Consider the following 15691-nt stretch of genomic DNA (forward strand, 5'->3'; position numbering starts at 1 on the left):
CCAATGTTCGGCAGTTCGTTGTGCCACGCAGTGCAGTGCAACCGACGGGTGGCCGCTTGAGCCCGGTGCATGTGACCTTTCAGGTCCACGATGGCAGATCAGGAACCGGCGTTTTCCAGCGCGTTCAGCTCCTCTTCAACCTGTTGCAGGCGCTGCTCTGCCAGGGCCTGGGCTTTTTCATCCCGCGCGGTCTCACGCATCAGCCGGGTCAGCTTGGCGCTCAGTGTCTGGCCTTGCTCTGTCTCTTCGAGCGCCTTGGCCTTGGCCGGGTCACGGGTTACTTGGACGATGGTGGCGAATTCGGCGTCGCTGAAGTTCTTTTCGCTGTAGAGCTTGAACAGGTCCTGGCGCTGGTCTTCTACCGTGAGGTGCTTGCGCAGCACGCCGCGGATGGTGTCTTCGGCGAGCTGCGGGTGGGTGCGGGTCAGTAGCAAAGCCATGTGGTCGATGTTGTGCTCATAGGCTTCCTGCAGCGGCAGGTTCGCCAGGATTTGCTCCTCGCGAGTGGGTTTTTGCTCGCAGGCGGTGAGGGCAGCGGTGAACAGCAGCGGCAGTAGCAGCGTGGTGATGCGGGGCATGGAAATGGCCTTGGGCGCGCGTTTTAAAGGTTTGGATTATAGCGGTGTCGTTGGCTGATCGACGTAGAGAATGACCCACTGTGGCCCGCCGGGTAGGTGCTTTCCTACTTGGCAATGCCCGCGATGGCCACCCCGTTCATTTCAATCATCCGACGATTTACTTACCTTCGCGTGCCGATATTGACGAAGGAGCAATGCCCATGGCCTATCTTGCGCTGTACAAGCTCGAACTGCTTGATGAGTTCGAAAACCGCAGGGATGACTGGACCTTCGCAGACTTTGAAAGACGCCTCACCGAGAAGAAGACGCCGGCCAATTACCAGGATGCCAACGCCATCATCATTGCTGCGCACAAGGAGGGCAATTGGCCGAAGGCCGTGAAGCGGTACTTGCTGACTAATCAGCATGTGCACAAGCACGTCAGCTCGGAGTTCAACGAGGTTTTCACTGAGGTGGTTGCGATGTTGTCCGAGAAGGAGAAGCAAATTTGGGGGTTGGCATAGGCCTGTAGTCCCCGCCGCACACTGCACAGACATTCAGCAATCGGCAAGGCGCTGGCAAGCAGCAGGGTGGGGGCGCGCAGGAGCATAGCGGAACTGTTCCTGGTTCAGGGGGCGCGAAAACGCAGGATGCGTGCGCCGTCGAAGGGGTCGGTGAGGTAGCGCGCGTGCACCCCGAAGGTGACCAGCAGGCGATCTGGAGTCAGCACCTCCAGGGGTTTGCCAAGGGCCACCAGGCGACCCTGGTCGAGCACCGCCACGCGGTCGCAGGTCAGCGCCTGGTTGAGGTCGTGCAGGGCCACCAGCGTGGTGACCGGCAGCGCCTGCACCTGCTGCAGCAGGCTCAGTTGATGCTGGATGTCGAGGTGGTTGGTCGGCTCATCGAGCAGCAGTACCCGCGGGCGTTGGGCCAAGGCGCGGGCAATGTGTACCCGCTGGCGTTCACCGCCGGACAACGAGCTCCACACCCGTGCACGCAGGTGAGTGGCATCCAGATCGGCAAGGGCTTGCTCGACGATCGCGTGGTCTTCATGGGCGAAGGGCGCCAAAGCGGATAACCAGGGTGTGCGGCCCAGGGCCACGGCGTCGAATACGCGCACGGCATCAAGGGTGTCGGCTTGTTGCTCGACCAGCGCCAAGGCCTGAGCGACGCGGCGCCGAGGCAGGCGCGCCAGCGGCTCGCCAAGTAACTGCACGCTGCCGCTGCTGGGCGTGCGCAGCCCGGCCAGTACCTTGAGCAAAGACGATTTGCCAGAACCGTTAGGGCCGACGATGCCCAGGGTTTCACCGGCGGTCACCGTGAGGTCGATATCGCGCAATACGCGGTTGCCCGACAGTTGCAGGTTCAGGCTCTGACAGGCGAGAGGAGCGACGGGCCTGGGCTGCATGACCGTCATGGGCGCCCCCGGCGGCTGACCAGAATGAGCGCGAACACCGGCGCCCCGATCAGTGCCGTGACCACGCCCACCGGGATCACCTGGCCTGGGATCAGGGTGCGCGACAGCATGTCGGCGGCAATCAGGAACAACGCGCCACCCAGGGCACTGGCTGGCAGCAGGCGGCTGTGGCCGGGGCCGAGCAGCAGGCGCAAGGCATGCGGGATGACCAGGCCGACAAACCCGATGGCACCGACGATCGACACCATCACCGCCGTCACCAGCGCTGCACAGCTGATCAGCAGCAGTTGCGTGCGGCGCACCGCGATGCCCAGCGACGCGGCCGAATCAGCGCCAAACGTGAATGCGTCCAGAGCGCGCCGATGCCACAGGCAGACCACCAGCCCGAACAGTACCACTGGCAGGGCCAGCCATACCGATGGCCAGCGCACACCGCTGAGGTTGCCCAACAGCCAGAACAGGATGCCGCGGGCCTGCTCGGCGGTAGCCGACTTGGTGATCAGAAACGCGGTCAGGGCATTGAACAGCTGCGAACCGGCAATACCTGCCAGGATCACCTGGGCGTTGTTGCTGCTGGGGCCGGCCGCGCGGGCCAGCGCCAGCACCAGGGCAAAGGCCGCCACAGCGCCGACAAAAGCCCCGGCGGACATGCTCAGGGCCACGCTGCCCAGGCCCAGCAGGCCAACCAGCACAGCCCCGGTCGAGGCGCCAGCCGACAAACCCAGCAAGTACGGTTCGGCCAGCGGGTTGCGCAGCAGGGCCTGGAGGATTACCCCGCAGGTCGCCAGGCCGGCGCCGCAGGCAGCGGCAACCAGGGTGCGGGTCAGGCGGTAGTTCCAGACGATGCCGGCATCGATCGGGTCGACCGAATAGCCGGCATGCCACAGCTGGTTGGCCAGCACCTGATAGACCACGGTGGGCGACACGCTGGTTTCACCTATCGCGGTACCGGCCAGCAGCGCCGCCAGCAAGGCCGCCAGCGCCAGGGCACTGCAGGGCAACAGACGCTTCATCACGGCGCTGCCGTACCGCGGGCAAAGGCCGCCGACAGCGTCTGCAGGCCACGGAACAAGCGGATACCCGCCTGCATGGCATCGGCGTCGAGGATGATGATGCGGTTGTTCTTCACCGCCTCCATGTTGCGGGTAACCGGGTCACTGTGGAGAAATTCGAGTTTTTTCTGGTGGTCGTCAGCGGGGAAGCGGCGGCGGTCCATACGGGCGATGATCAGCCAGGTAGGGTTGGCCTTTGCCAGGGTTTCCCAGCCCACGGTCGGCCATTCTTCGGTGGACTCCACGACGTTGCGCACGCCCAGGGTACGCAGCATGAAGTCGGCCACGCCCTGTCGGCCGGCGACATAGGGGTCCAGTTCCAGGTCGGCACTGGAGAACCAGAACGCCGCCGACGTGTTGCTCAGGTCCTTGCCGGCCAGCTGTTGCTTGGCGCTGATCAGGCGGGCTTCGAGGTCTGTGTTCAGGGCAGCGCCACGGTCCTGCACGTCAAAAATCTCGGCCAGCTGGCTGACGCTCTTGTAGATGCTCTGGACCTGAAACGCCTGCAGGCGGGTGCCATCGGCGCCCACCAGGTTGTCCTTGCCTTCGCAGTCCGAGGGCAACAGGTAAGTGGGGATGTTCAGTTCGTTGAACTGTTCGCGGGTACCCACCACGCCCTGAGCGCCAACCATCCACTCGAACTGCACGGCGACCAGTTGTGGGCGTTTGCCAACGACGGCCTCGAAGCTCGGGTCGTTGTCGGCCAGCCGCGGCACCTTGTCGTTCAACGTCTTGAATTCTGGCAGCACGTTGTTGAACCACAGCGAGGTGCCTGCCAGTTTGTCACCCAGCCCCAGGGCATAGAGCATTTCGGTGCTGGCCTGGCCGATGGTTACGACGCGCTGGGGGGCGTGGCCGAACGTCTGCGTTACGCCGCAGTTGGCGATAGTCAGCGGGTAGTGGGTGACAGCGGCATGGGCGATGCCGGTGAGGCTCAGGCCGGCGAGCAGGGTGACGAAACGGAGCAACATGCTGGGCGATCTCCTATCGGACAGTCACGGAAGGAACGCACGGACAGGCGTCGCCAAGCGCCCGCGCAAGGTGGGGGCAATACGGCTGGCCAATCCCGGACACCCCGCCGGTTGGTGAATGTAGGCCGGCAGGTCTCCTGACGGGTGCGTCTTGGCCTGGCTCCGCCTTTTTGATTCCGTGGTGGAAACCGGCGGGCCGCATGGTAGACCATCAGGCTGCCGGGTGAAACGCAAATTCAGAACATCGGCGCGGCGCCGAGTTTTGAGTTGTCAGCACCGGCCCTAGCGCCGGCGCTGACACTTCAAATCAAAAACTGTAATCCACCGTCGCGAAATAGGCGCGGGGCGTTCCCATGATCCATTGCTCGCCACTGAAGGCAGCCGCCACGTACTCGCGGTCGAACAGGTTGTTCACCTGCAATCCCAGCCGCACATCCGGCAACACCTGCCAGCCGATGTTGGCATCGACCACGGTGTACCCTGGCGCGCGCTGGGTGTTGGCGGTATTGGCGTAGCGCTCATCCACATAACGGGCGCCGATGCCAGCCTCGACCTGCTGGCCGAAGCCCTTGCTCAACCACAGGTTGGCGGTGCGCCGTGGCACGTTGGCCGGGCGGTTGCCGGCGCGGTCCTGCGGCACGCCGCCGACCATCTGGTCGAAGTCGTCGTACTTGGCGCGTACCACCGAGGCATTGGCCGAAACGTGCCACTGGTGCGCCAAGGCCAGTTCAAGTGTCGCCTCCAGGCCATCGGAGGTCTGTTGCCCGGCCTGCTGTTTTTCGTGGGTGACAGGGTCATCCACCAGCAGTTTTTTCTTGACGATGTGGTAGGCCGCCAGCGTCCATTCACCGCGCCCTTCCCAGAAACGCTGCTTGAGCCCCAGCTCGGTCTGCTTCGACTCGGTCAGGTCGTAGTTCATCTGCGTCGGGTTTAGGCTGATGAGGTTGTTCACCCCGTCCTCACTGGTGGAGTACTGGCCATACAGCGACACGTCATCGTTGACCGCGAACACCAGCCCGGCGCGCCAGTTGCCGCCTTGCAGGCTGCGGTCGCTACGGGTGTCGTTGGTGAGGTTGTCACGGTCGATGTGGTTCTGGTCGCGGCGTACACCGGTCACCAGCGACAGGCGCTCAGTCAGTTGCAGGCGGTTCTCGGCGAACAGGGCGAAGGTATGGGTGGTGGAGAGCGTCTGTGGGCGCAGTGGCGAATCACTGTGGAACCAACCTGGCGTTGGGTTCCATGGGTCGACATAGTCACCAGGCTCAGCATCGATGTACGGCGAGTTGCTGTCGACGTTGAAGCGAATCTTGTTGTACTCGGCACCGACCATCGTCCTGCTCGCCAGGCCGAACAGCGAATGGTCGAAGGTGAAGGTCTGGCGGTCGCCGATCTGTTCCTGGTTGTGCTTGATCTCCAGGTAACTGCCGCGCTGGAGTTGGCCCAGGTCGGCGTCCCAGCTGTAGTCCTCGGCATTGCGCCAGTGGCGGCGGCTCTTGATGTAGTAGAGCTGGTTGCTGGCGCTGAGCTGGTCGTTGAGGGTCCAGTCGGTGGTGAAGCGGGTCCATTCATCGTGGTAGCGCTGCACGTCGTTGTGGATGTTGAAGTTCTTCTTGCGCAGGCTGCTGCGGTAGTGGCCGTCGATCAGCGGCGTGCCGTAGTAGTTGGCCGGCTCGGCATCGCCGCGCTCATGGGCCAGGGTGAAGCTCAGGTCGTCGGTGGCGTCGAAACGCAGCGCGGCACTCAGGGCCAGGCTGCGTGAGTCGGTGCGGTCCACCCAGCCGTTGCCAGCCTGCTGGTTCAGGGTAACCCGGTAGCTCAGGCGCTCGCTGAGGCTGCCGCCGCTGTCCAGGCCCAGTTGCTGGCGGTCCCAGGAGCCGTAGCCCAGGCGCAGGTGGTTGTGAATGTCGCCGGTGAACGGTTTTTTCGGGATGACGTTGACCACCGCACCGGTGGCACCCTCGCCATACAGCACCGAGGCCGGGCCACGGATCACGTCGATGCGCTCGACCATCCAGGGGTCTACCGGGAAGGTCTGGGTACCGGCACCGGTGTACAGGCGTGCGCCATCGAACAGTGTCATCACCGAGCCATGTCCGTCAAAACCGCGAGCCGACAGGCCCGTGCCACCGTCACCCGGGGTGCCGGTGAAGGTGATGCCCGGCGAGCGGGTCACGGCATCCTGAACGGTGACGTTGTTGCGCTGCTGGATTTGTTCGGCCGTGATGCTGCTGGTGCTGGCCGGGGTTTCCAGGGCGCTGAGGTTCAGCCGTGAGCCAGCCTGGGTGGGCGTCGCAAGGTCGACTACCTGAGCATCGCGGGTGTCCGTAATGGCCGTGGAGGGGAGTGCCAGGACCGCCTTGTCGTGGTCGTCGGCCAAGGCCGGGAGGGTGACTGCCAGGCAGGCCGCCAGAGGGTGAAGCTTGAAGAAACGGGACATGTCTTTCCACTGTTGCAGGAATGAATGGATCCCGGTGGAGAACACGCAAAGGCACAACCACGCACGCAGGCGCGCACGCAGATACCGGCCTGCGCCCGCCCACCGCGGGTTGCCAAGTAACGCTTCAGGCCGGTCTCCGGGCTTGCGAGGGTCATGAGGCCTTCACCTTCCCATGCAGGTGCACAGTGGTGTATCGAAGGCATCGCTCGCTTACCGTTGCGGGGGCAGCGCCGGACTTGTCGTGAACCACGACGCACCGGCTTCCCGTTTCACCCTGCGCTCGGCGGCGCAGGACACCTGAAACTGGCGCGCATATGACCATTGGTCAGCGCGCACGTCAATGGGGTACGTAACAACACACAGGGTGCCGTATGTATGCCTGTCAGTGCGCACCCGCCCCCTTGCTCAGGTCACTCTGCGCCCATTGCGTGTAGATGCAGGCATCAGCCACTGCCCAGCGTACCTTCACGCTGGCCCCCGGCTGCATCGCCATGCCTGCCGCAGATAGCGCCTTGACGGTAAGCTCAGTACCGCCGGCGGTGAGCACATGGCAGGTCTGGCTTTCGCCCAGGAACAGCACTTCAGTGACCTTGGCACTGACTTCATTCCAGCCCGCTGGCAGCGGTTGGCGTGCGGCTTGCTCTGTGGTCAGGGCCAGGGCCTTTTCCGGGCGCACCATGATCAGTGCCTCCTGCCCGGTGGCCAGGCCCGCGGTCAGGCGGATCGCTACAGGCTGGCCTTCGAAGCTGGCCGCGCCATGGCTGCTGGCCTTGACCTGAAGGAAATTTGAGTTGCCCAGGAACGACGCAACGAAGGCATTGGGCGGATTCTGGTAGAGGTCGTAGCCGGTGCCGAGGCCGACGACCTTGCCGTGGCTGAAGATGGCGATGCGCTGGGACAGACGCATGGCCTCTTCCTGGTCGTGGGTCACATAGACGATGGTAATGCCCAGCCGACGGTGCAGTTGGCGCAGTTCGTCCTGCAGGTCCTCGCGCAGTTTCTTGTCCAGCGCGCCAAGCGGTTCGTCCATCAACAGGATACGTGGCTCATAGACCAATGCCCGGGCAATGGCCACGCGCTGTTGCTGGCCGCCAGACAGCTGCGCCGGCTTGCGATGGGCGAACGCCTCCAGTTGCACCAGCTTGAGCATGGCCTCGACCCGTTTGTGGGTTTCGCTGGCGCCCAACTTGCGGATGGCGAGCGGGAAGGCGATGTTGTCGCGCACATTCAGGTGCGGAAACAGCGAATAGCGTTGGAACACCATGCCAATGTCACGCTTGTGCGGTGGCACGTTTACCAGCGACTGGCCATCGACCAGGATTTCGCCGCTGCTTGGCGTCTCGAACCCGGCGAGCATCGACAGGGTGGTGGACTTGCCCGAGCCGCTGGAGCCGAGAAAGGTCAGGAACTCACCGTCCTGGATCTCTAGGTTGAGGTTGTCCACGGCGGTGAAGTCGCCGTAGTGCTTGTTCAACCCGCGAAGGCTGACCAGGGGTTTGTGGTGCGCGTTGTCTTTGATGACTGCACTCATTGTTGTTCTCTCCGGGTACTCAAGCGTTGGCGTCGGTACGCCGGCGCAAAGCGGCGGCCACGACCATGACAAGCAGCGACAGGCCGATCAGCAGCGTCGAGGCGACGGCAATCACTGGGCTCAGGTCCTGGCGCAGGGTGGTCCACATTTTTACCGGCAGGGTCTGCAGATCGGGGCTGGCCATCATCACGCTGAGCACCACCTCATCCCACGACACGAGAAAGGCGAACAGCCCGCCGGCAATCATCCCAGGGCGAATGGCCGGGAAGGTCACCTTGAAGATCGCTTGCAGGCGCGAGGCGCCGCAGATCACTGCGGCGTCCTCGATCGACTGGTCGAACAGCTTGAGCGAGTTGATGATCGAAATGATGGTAAAGGGCAGGGCGACGATCACATGGCTGACCACGAAGGCGAACAGCGTGCCGGTGTAGCCAAGCTTGAGGAACAGTGCGTACACCGCCACAGCGATGATCACCAGCGGCACGATCATCGGCATGGTGAACAGGCCATAGAGCAGTTCGCGGCCGGGAAAGCGGCCACGGACCAGGGCGAATGCGGTGGGCAGGCCCAGCAGCACGGCAGCGAGGGTGGTCAGCACCGCGACCTTGAGGCTGGCCAGGGCCGCATCCATCCACTCAGGGTTGGAGAAGAACTGGCCGTACCATTTGAAGGTCCAGCCCGGTGGCGGGAATACCAGCCACTGCGAAGACCCGAACGACAGCAGCACGATGAACACCACCGGCAGCAGCAAAAAGGCCGCGATGACCCCGGTGGTCAGGTACAAGCCCGTACGCAACGGGCGACCCATGGCATTGGGTGACAGGAGCATGGCAAATTACCTCGCGGTGCCAACCGGCGATTCCGGCTGCAGCTTCAGGTACAGGTAGAAGAGCACCAGCGTGATCACTACCAGCAGTGCGGCGGCGGCGCTGGCCAGGCCCCAGTTGAGGAACGACTGCACCTGCTGGATGATGAATTCGGGCAGCATCATGTTCTGCGCGCCACCGAGCAGCGCCGGGGTGACGTAGTAACCGAGCGACATCACGAACACCATCAGCGCACCGGAGAACAGCCCCGAGCGGCACAGCGGCAGGAACACCTTCCAGAAGTTGGTCCACGGGCTTGCCCCGCAGATCGAACCGGCCTGCAGCACCATGGGGTCAATGGCATGCATGGTCGCCTGCAAGGGCAGCACGATGAACGGGATCATGATGTAGCTCATGCCGATCACCACGCCAGTCAGGTTGTGCACCATCTCCAGCGGCGCATCGATGATGCCCAGGGCCATCAGCACCTTGTTGATCACCCCCGAGCTTTGCAGCAGCACCAGCCACGAGTAGGTGCGGGCCAGCAGGCTGGTCCACATCGACAGCAGCACGATGTTCAGCAGCCAGCGGCCCCAGCCGTTGGGCACCAGGGTTATTGCCCAGGCCAGTGGAAAACCCAGCAGGACGCTGATCAGGGTGACCACGCCAGCCACCGAAAAGGTATTGAACAGTACCCGCGCATAGGCCGAATTGGCGAACAGCTGCTCGTAGTTGCCCAAACCCGGCACCGGCTCCAGTACCCCGCGCAGCAGCAGGCCGATCAGCGGGGCGAAAAAGAACAGGCCAAGAAACAGCAGGGCCGGTAGCAGGTTGCGGCTGCCTTTCCAGCGGCGGCTCAGTGGCTCGCGGCGAGGGGCCGCGCCCGTGGGCGCACCTTGCGCGTTGTGCAGGGCGTTGATGGCGACTTTCATTTGACCAACCACTCATTCCAGCGCGCGGCGATGGTTTGGCCGTTCTTGGCCCAGTAGGCGAAGTCCAGTGTCACCTGGTCCTGGACATAGGCGGTTGGCAGGTTGGGCGCGAGATCTTTATCGAGCTTGGCGACGCTGTCGATGTTTACCGGTGCGTACGCCGTCTTGTTGGCGAACTCGGCCTGGCCTTCGGCGCTGCTGGCGTTCGCCAGGAACTTCATGGCGGCGTCCTTGTTCCTGGCGCCTTTGGGGATGACCAGGAAATCGGCCATGACCAGGTTCTGCTTCCAGCTCACGCCCACCGGCGCCCCGTCTTGCTGCAGGGCATAGACGCGGCCGTTCCAGAACTGCCCGAGCGAGGCTTCACCCGAGGCCAACAGCTGCTGTGACTGGGCGCCACCGCCCCACCAGACGATGTCTTTCTTGATCGTGTCGAGCTTTTTGAAGGCGCGATCCAGGTCCAGTGGGTAGAGCTTGTCGGCGGGCACACCGTCGGCCAGCAGGGCCAGCTCCAGCACGCCGGGGCTAGGCCATTTGTACAGGGCGCGCTTGCCTGGGAACGTCTTGGTGTCGAACAAGGCGCTCCAGTCGACTGGTTTGTTGGCGCCGAGCTTGCTCTCGTTGTAGCCGAGCACGAAAGAGAAGAAGAACGAACCCACGCCATGGTCGGAGACAAAGCGCGGGTCGATCTTGTCGCGCTCAATGGTGGTGAAGTCCAGAGGTTCGAGCAGGCCTTCGCTGGCGGCACGCAAGGCAAAGTCGGCCTCCACGTCGACCACGTCCCACTGCACGTTGCCGCTTTCGACCATGGCCTTGAGCTTGCCGTAGTCGGTGGGGCCGTCCTGGACGACCTTGATGTCGGTCGATTTGGAGAACGGTACGGCCCACGCTTCCTTCTGGGCGTCCTGGGTGGTCCCGCCCCAGCTGACGAAGTTGAGGCTCTCGGCGGCCTGGGCAGCCTGACACGCCAAGGTCAGCAGGCTGGCAGACAGCACTGCGGTTACACGTTTGCTCAACAGCATGGTTACGCCCTCGTTGCTTTTTGTTATTCGAGGCGGGGCTGATGGTGCGCCCGCCAACAGTATTCGGGGAGCAGCTAAAACAAAGTGTGAAAGGCCGTAGGTGACGGTAGGTGGCGGCCTGCAAACTCAAGGTCTACGGGATATCATATTATGGTATTCCAAGATTTTGGCAAGCGCGGAAGGCTACCGGCCATCACTCTGTGCCCCCGGGCGGTTACAATCCCAGCGCAGTAGCCATCGCCCAATCAGGTCGCCAGGGGCGGCTCGAATGCAATGCTCTGCACCACCTCCAGCGCATACCCCGCCAGCCCCGCATACTTGAGCGGCGGCCCAAGGTGGCGCAGCTTGCCGACGCCGAGGTCTTGCAGAATCTGCGCGCCGGTTCCGACTTCGGAGTACACCTTCGACTGTCCGCGCTGGTAAGGCCGCACCGGTTGGGTCAACTGCGGTACACGCTCGAGCAGCGCCTGTGAAGATTCGTGGTTTGCCAGGATCACCACCACCCCGGCGCCTTCCTCGGCCACTTTCTGCAGCGCTGCCCACAACGTCCAGTTGGCAGGGCCCGCGTACTCGGCCCCCACCAGGTCGCGCAGCGGGTCGATCACATGCACCCGCACCAACGTCGGCTGCTCGCGGCGGATATCGCCCATCACCATGGCCATGTGCACACCACCTTCGATGCGGTCCTCATAGGTGACCAGGCGGAAGGTGCCATGCACGGTCGGCAGATCGCGCTCGCCGATGCGCTTGATGGTCTGTTCAGTGCTCAGGCGGTGATGGATCAGGTCGGCGATGGTGCCGATCTTGATGCCGTGGCGGGCGGCGAACACTTCAAGGTCCGGGCGGCGGGCCATGGTGCCGTCGTCGTTGAGCACCTCGACGATCACCGAGGCAGGGCTGAAGCCTGCCAGGCGAGCCAGGTCACACCCGGCTTCGGTATGGCCGGCCCGGGTCAGCACGCCCCCTTCGCGGGCGCGCAGGGGGAAGATGTGGCCGGGCTGCACCAGGTCTTCAGGGCTGGCCTCGGCGGCCATGGCCGCAGCCACGGTGCGTGCCCGGTCGGCGGCGGAAATACCGGTGGTGACGCCGCTTGCGGCCTCGATCGACACCGTGAACGCCGTGCTGAACGCGCTACCGTTGGCCGGCACCATCTGTTCCAGGCCAAGGCGCTGGCAGTGCTCATCAGTCAGGGTCAGGCAGATCAGGCCTCGCGCTTCGCGCGCCATGAAGTTGATGGCCTGGGCGTCGCAGCGCTCGGCGGCGATCAACAGGTCGCCCTCGTTTTCCCGGTCTTCGTCGTCCACCAGCAGGACCATCTTGCCTTGCCGGTAGTCCTCGAGGAGTTCTTCGATGCGGTTGAACGCCATGTTGCACACTCGCTGTGAGAGGTTGATTATTATGGTATACCATCATACACAGTTAATGGTGCAACAGGAGCGTAGCGGATGAAAGCCTATTGGATCGCCCATGTGGACGTGATCGACCCCGAGCAATACCAGCAGTACACCCAGCGCGCCCCGGCGGCGTTCGCGGCCTTTGGCAGACGCTTTCTGGCCAGGGGCGGGCGCAGCGAGGCGATGGAAGGGCGAGCCACGCCGCAACGCAGCGTGGTGATCGAGTTCGACTCGTATGAGCAGGCGGTGGCCTGTTATCGGTCCGAGCGCTACCAGCAGGCATGCAGCCATAGGCAAGGGGTGGCGAAGGCAGAGGTGATCATTGTCGAAGGCATCGCGCCCTGAGCGGTCCGGGCCTGACCGCCAGGGCGGTACAGGCTATGCTTGCCCCATGAGTACAACGCCCCCTTTACGCCAACCTTGCCCACCTGGCGCTTGTGACTGCGGCCGCGAACACTTGGCCGAGCACCCGCCAGCCGCGCAGCGTATCCTCCTGCTCACGCGCCAGGAGGAAAAGCGCCTGCTCGAACGCCTGGAAAACCTCACAGACCTGGAAGACCTCCACCGTCTGCAGGCGCGGCTGTACGAAAACCTCGGCATCCGCGTGCACATCGCGCCAGGTTTCAACGAGGTGCGCACCATGCGTGGCTTCGTCATCGAACTGGACGCCCAGCCTGGCCTGTGCCGGAAGACCCGGCAGGCGATTCCGGCGGCCATCCGGCGTGGTCTGGAGCGTAATCCGCAGGTGGCGTTTCGTTTGCTGGATGCCCATGACTTGCTCGGCGATGCGTGAACGGTTGTCCTTCGCCAATCTTGGCTAATTTTCCTGCGCGTTTCTCCGTCTACCAGAGAGCCTCTCTGCGCCAATCGCGCATCGGCATCTATCACTCAAGGAGACAGGCAATGACTTCCGTTTTCGACCGCGACGATATCCAGTTCCAGGTAGTGGTCAACCACGAAGAGCAATATTCCATCTGGCCCGACTACAAGGCGATCCCGAACGGCTGGCGCGCCGTCGGCAAGAGTGGCCTGAAGAAGGACTGCCTGGCCTACATCGATGAAGTGTGGACTGACATGCGCCCGCTGAGCCTGCGCCAGAAAATGGCAGAAGCCGCCGCACAGTGACCACGGTCAACCTGCTGTGCCTGCCGTATTCGGGTGCCAGCGCCATGGTCTACAGCCGCTGGCGGCGCAAGCTGCCCGCGTGGCTGCAGGTGCGTCCGGTCGAGCTGCCTGGGCGCGGAGCGCGCCTGGGCGAGCCGCTGCAGACCGACATGCAGGCCCTGGCCCGGCTACTGGCGACGGAGCAGCGCGTGGCCGCCAACGCACCTTATGCCCTATTAGGCCATAGCCTTGGCGCACTGCTGGCGTTCGAACTGGCCCATGAACTGCGAGCACTGGGTTGCCCGCCGCCTTTGGCCCTGTTCGCGTGTGGTACCGCGGCACCCACGCGGCGCGAAGACTACGACGGTAATAACTGGCGGGCCCCCAAGACCGATGATGAGCTGCGCAACGAACTGCGCGAACTCAACGGCACCCCGGAGGAGGTGCTGGCCAACGCGGAGCTGATGAGCCTGACCTTGCCGGTGCTGCGAGCGGATTTCCTGTTGTGCGGTCGTTATGCGTATCGTCAGCGCGCGCCGTTGGCCTGCGCGCTGCATGTGCTTGGCGGTGAGGATGACCGGGCCAGCAAGGAGCAACTGCAGGCCTGGGCCAGGGAAACCCAGGGGCCGTTCTCGTTGCAGATGTTCCCTGGCAGCCATTTCTTCATCCATGAACAGGAGGACCAGGTACTGGCCGAGTTGGCGGCTTCCCTGGCGCCGCATCGGCTTTTCGCCTGATTGACGCCGCCGCTTGCCTGGGGGAGGCTAGGCGTTTTCCCAGGCAAGGGGCAGGCAATGCTGATCGAACCTCACAAGGCCACACTGTTGGTCGTCGACATCCAGGAAAAACTCATCGGCGCCATGAGCGACCCCGAAGGCACGCACGCCCGGGCTCGCTGGCTAGTGGCGGCCAGTGCCGAGCTGGGGTTGCCGGTAGTCATCTCCGAACAGTATCCCCAGGGCCTGGGCCATACCCTGCCTGCGCTGCTCGCTGCAGCTCCGGCCGCTGAGGTGGTTGAAAAGAAGCACTTCTCCTGCGTCGCCGCCCAGTGCCTGCCCGACAGCCTGCTGGCCCGTGAGCAGGTGATCGTCTGCGGCATGGAAACCCACGTCTGCGTGCTGCAAACCGCCCTTGGTCTGCTCAGCCTGGGCAAGCAGGTGTTCGTGGTCGAGGACGCCTGTGACAGCCGTACCCCGGCGAACAAGGCGGCAGGGTTGGCACGCATGCGCCAGGCGGGCGCCCAGGTAGTCACCCGGGAAATGGTCCTGTTCGAACTCATGGGCAGTGCCAGCCACCCGCAGTTCCGGCACATCAGCAAGACCTACATGGTCGGTGAACAGCCCTGAACGGGCGGCTGTTGACGGCTGGCCTGATGGCCCTGGCGTTGCTGCAGGGCTGCGCCGGGCGCCGTGAGGAAGAGCCCGAAGCCGACCCTGCCAAGGTACGCGCCCAGCTGTTGCGCCTGCTACCGTCCCAGGCCAAAGACCGGGAAGGGTGGGCCAAGGATATCCAGCAGGCATTCGAGGCCCAGCGCATCGCGCCGAGCAAGAGCAACCTGTGTGCCGCGCTGGCGGTGACGGAGCAGGAGTCGACCTTCAACGCCGACCCGCAGGTGCCCAACCTGGGCCGTATCGCCCGCGAAGAAATCGACCGCCGCGCCGCGCGGCTGCATGTGCCGCGCCTGCTGGTCGATGGCGCGCTGAACACCACCTCGGGCAACGGCAAGACCTACCAACAGCGCTTGCTCGCGGTGCGCAGCGAAAAAGAACTGAGCGCGCTATACGACGAATTCATCGCCCGTCTGCCGCTGGGCAAGACCTTGCTCGGCGGCCTCAACCCGGTGCACACGGGCGGGCCGATGCAAGTCAGCGTCGCCTTTGCCGAACAGCATGCCAAGGACTATCCCTACACCTACAGCGGCACGGTTCGCCAGGAAGTGTTCACGCGCCGAGGAGGCATGTACTTCGGTATTGCCCACTTGCTGGGTTACCCCGCGCACTATGAGCGCCCGCTCTATCGCTTTGCCGATTTCAATGCCGGTTGGTATGCAAGCCGCAATGCGGCGTTTCAGGCGGCGTTGAGCCAGGTGACCGGGGTGAGATTGGCGCTCGATGGCGACCTGATTGCGCCTGGGGCGATCCTGCCGGGGAGCACTGAGCAGGCGGCGCGCAAGCTCGGGGTGAAGCTGGGGTTGCGCAATACGCAAATTCGCAGCCAGCTTGAGCTGGGTGATCGCCTGGCGTTCGAGGACAGCAAGCTGTACAGCGGGGTATTCGCCCTGGCCGATGCCGCCGCGGAAAAACCGGTGCCGAGGGCGGTGTTGCCGGGAATTGAGCTGAAGAGCCCGAAGATTACCCGCAAGCTGACTACCGCATGGTTTGCCGGGCGGGTGGATGAGCGTTATCAACGCTGCATGAAGCGTTAGCGGGCTGTACTGGCCCCTTCGCGGGCTTGCCCCGCGAAAGGGC

Annotated in this window: 17 protein-coding genes and 1 riboswitch; of the genes, 7 read left to right on the forward strand and 10 right to left on the reverse strand. The window is 63.8% G+C overall.

The window, feature by feature from the left end:
* Nucleotides 1-98: 98 nt before the first annotated feature.
* Entirely contained in the window at nucleotides 99-578 is a 480-nt protein-coding gene (locus APH34_RS13475; protein WP_054901523.1) for a hypothetical protein, read from the reverse strand.
* Between the two features lie 200 nt (nucleotides 579-778).
* Here APH34_RS13475 and APH34_RS13480 point away from each other — a divergent pair, with 200 nt between their 5' ends.
* The gene (locus APH34_RS13480) at nucleotides 779-1081 is read left to right on the forward strand and encodes a hypothetical protein (protein ID WP_054901524.1); all 303 of its coding nucleotides are present in this window, start codon (nucleotides 779-781) and stop codon (nucleotides 1079-1081) included.
* Between the two features lie 104 nt (nucleotides 1082-1185).
* Here APH34_RS13480 and APH34_RS13485 read toward each other — a convergent pair whose 3' ends face one another.
* From APH34_RS13485 to ribBA, 9 genes are all read right to left on the reverse strand, one after another.
* A complete protein-coding gene (locus APH34_RS13485) occupies nucleotides 1186-1974 on the reverse strand; it encodes an ABC transporter ATP-binding protein (protein WP_054901525.1) in 789 nt (262 codons plus the stop codon).
* Entirely contained in the window at nucleotides 1971-2987 is a 1017-nt protein-coding gene (locus APH34_RS13490) for an iron ABC transporter permease (RefSeq protein ID WP_054901526.1), read from the reverse strand. Before APH34_RS13490 ends, APH34_RS13485 begins: the two co-directional genes overlap by 4 nt.
* On the reverse strand, nucleotides 2987-3997 hold the full coding sequence (locus APH34_RS13495; RefSeq protein ID WP_054901527.1) for an ABC transporter substrate-binding protein: 1011 nt from the start codon (nucleotides 3995-3997) through the stop codon (nucleotides 2987-2989). Before APH34_RS13495 ends, APH34_RS13490 begins: the two co-directional genes overlap by 1 nt.
* 307 nt (nucleotides 3998-4304) lie before the next feature.
* Nucleotides 4305-6434 carry a TonB-dependent siderophore receptor gene (locus APH34_RS13500; protein WP_054901528.1) on the reverse strand — a complete coding sequence of 710 codons (2130 nt, stop codon included), beginning with the start codon at nucleotides 6432-6434 and terminating at the stop codon, nucleotides 4305-4307.
* Nucleotides 6435-6543: 109 nt separating this feature from the next.
* Nucleotides 6544-6750, reverse strand: a riboswitch (cobalamin riboswitch).
* A gap of 66 nt (nucleotides 6751-6816) precedes the next feature.
* Nucleotides 6817-7965: an ABC transporter ATP-binding protein gene (locus tag APH34_RS13505; protein WP_054901529.1), complete on the reverse strand. Its 1149-nt coding sequence runs from the start codon at nucleotides 7963-7965 to the stop codon at nucleotides 6817-6819.
* Nucleotides 7966-7984: 19 nt separating this feature from the next.
* The gene (locus tag APH34_RS13510) at nucleotides 7985-8794 is read right to left on the reverse strand and encodes an ABC transporter permease (protein ID WP_054901530.1); all 810 of its coding nucleotides are present in this window, start codon (nucleotides 8792-8794) and stop codon (nucleotides 7985-7987) included.
* A 6-nt stretch (nucleotides 8795-8800) separates the two neighbouring features.
* Nucleotides 8801-9703: an ABC transporter permease gene (locus APH34_RS13515; RefSeq protein ID WP_054901531.1), complete on the reverse strand. Its 903-nt coding sequence runs from the start codon at nucleotides 9701-9703 to the stop codon at nucleotides 8801-8803.
* Nucleotides 9700-10725 carry a polyamine ABC transporter substrate-binding protein gene (locus APH34_RS13520; protein WP_054901532.1) on the reverse strand — a complete coding sequence of 342 codons (1026 nt, stop codon included), beginning with the start codon at nucleotides 10723-10725 and terminating at the stop codon, nucleotides 9700-9702. The genes APH34_RS13515 and APH34_RS13520 overlap by 4 nt, the downstream gene beginning before the upstream one ends.
* Before the next feature lie 245 nt (nucleotides 10726-10970).
* The gene (ribBA, locus tag APH34_RS13525; RefSeq protein ID WP_054901533.1) at nucleotides 10971-12092 is read right to left on the reverse strand and encodes a bifunctional 3,4-dihydroxy-2-butanone-4-phosphate synthase/GTP cyclohydrolase II; all 1122 of its coding nucleotides are present in this window, start codon (nucleotides 12090-12092) and stop codon (nucleotides 10971-10973) included.
* 78 nt (nucleotides 12093-12170) lie between these two features.
* On the opposite strand from ribBA, the gene APH34_RS13530 reads away from it, so the two are divergent.
* The 6 genes from APH34_RS13530 (at nucleotide 12171) to APH34_RS13555 (ending at nucleotide 15648) form a co-directional block, all read left to right on the forward strand.
* Nucleotides 12171-12464: a DUF1330 domain-containing protein gene (locus APH34_RS13530; RefSeq protein ID WP_054901534.1), complete on the forward strand. Its 294-nt coding sequence runs from the start codon at nucleotides 12171-12173 to the stop codon at nucleotides 12462-12464.
* Nucleotides 12465-12510: 46 nt separating this feature from the next.
* Nucleotides 12511-12912 carry a hypothetical protein gene (locus tag APH34_RS13535; protein WP_054901535.1) on the forward strand — a complete coding sequence of 134 codons (402 nt, stop codon included), beginning with the start codon at nucleotides 12511-12513 and terminating at the stop codon, nucleotides 12910-12912.
* A gap of 110 nt (nucleotides 12913-13022) precedes the next feature.
* Nucleotides 13023-13244 carry an MbtH family protein gene (locus APH34_RS13540; protein ID WP_003256222.1) on the forward strand — a complete coding sequence of 74 codons (222 nt, stop codon included), beginning with the start codon at nucleotides 13023-13025 and terminating at the stop codon, nucleotides 13242-13244.
* Complete coding sequence (locus APH34_RS13545; RefSeq protein ID WP_054901536.1) at nucleotides 13241-13960, forward strand: thioesterase II family protein; 720 nt, start codon at nucleotides 13241-13243, stop codon at nucleotides 13958-13960. The genes APH34_RS13540 and APH34_RS13545 overlap by 4 nt, the downstream gene beginning before the upstream one ends.
* A gap of 57 nt (nucleotides 13961-14017) precedes the next feature.
* Entirely contained in the window at nucleotides 14018-14569 is a 552-nt protein-coding gene (locus APH34_RS13550; RefSeq protein WP_054901537.1) for a hydrolase, read from the forward strand.
* A 26-nt stretch (nucleotides 14570-14595) separates the two neighbouring features.
* Entirely contained in the window at nucleotides 14596-15648 is a 1053-nt protein-coding gene (locus APH34_RS13555; protein WP_054901538.1) for a DUF1615 domain-containing protein, read from the forward strand.
* Nucleotides 15649-15691 lie beyond the last annotated feature (43 nt).

Origin of the sequence: Pseudomonas sp. NBRC 111131 (genome assembly GCF_001320525.1) — a bacterium.
Classification (GTDB): Bacteria; Pseudomonadota; Gammaproteobacteria; order Pseudomonadales; family Pseudomonadaceae; genus Aquipseudomonas; species Aquipseudomonas ceruminis.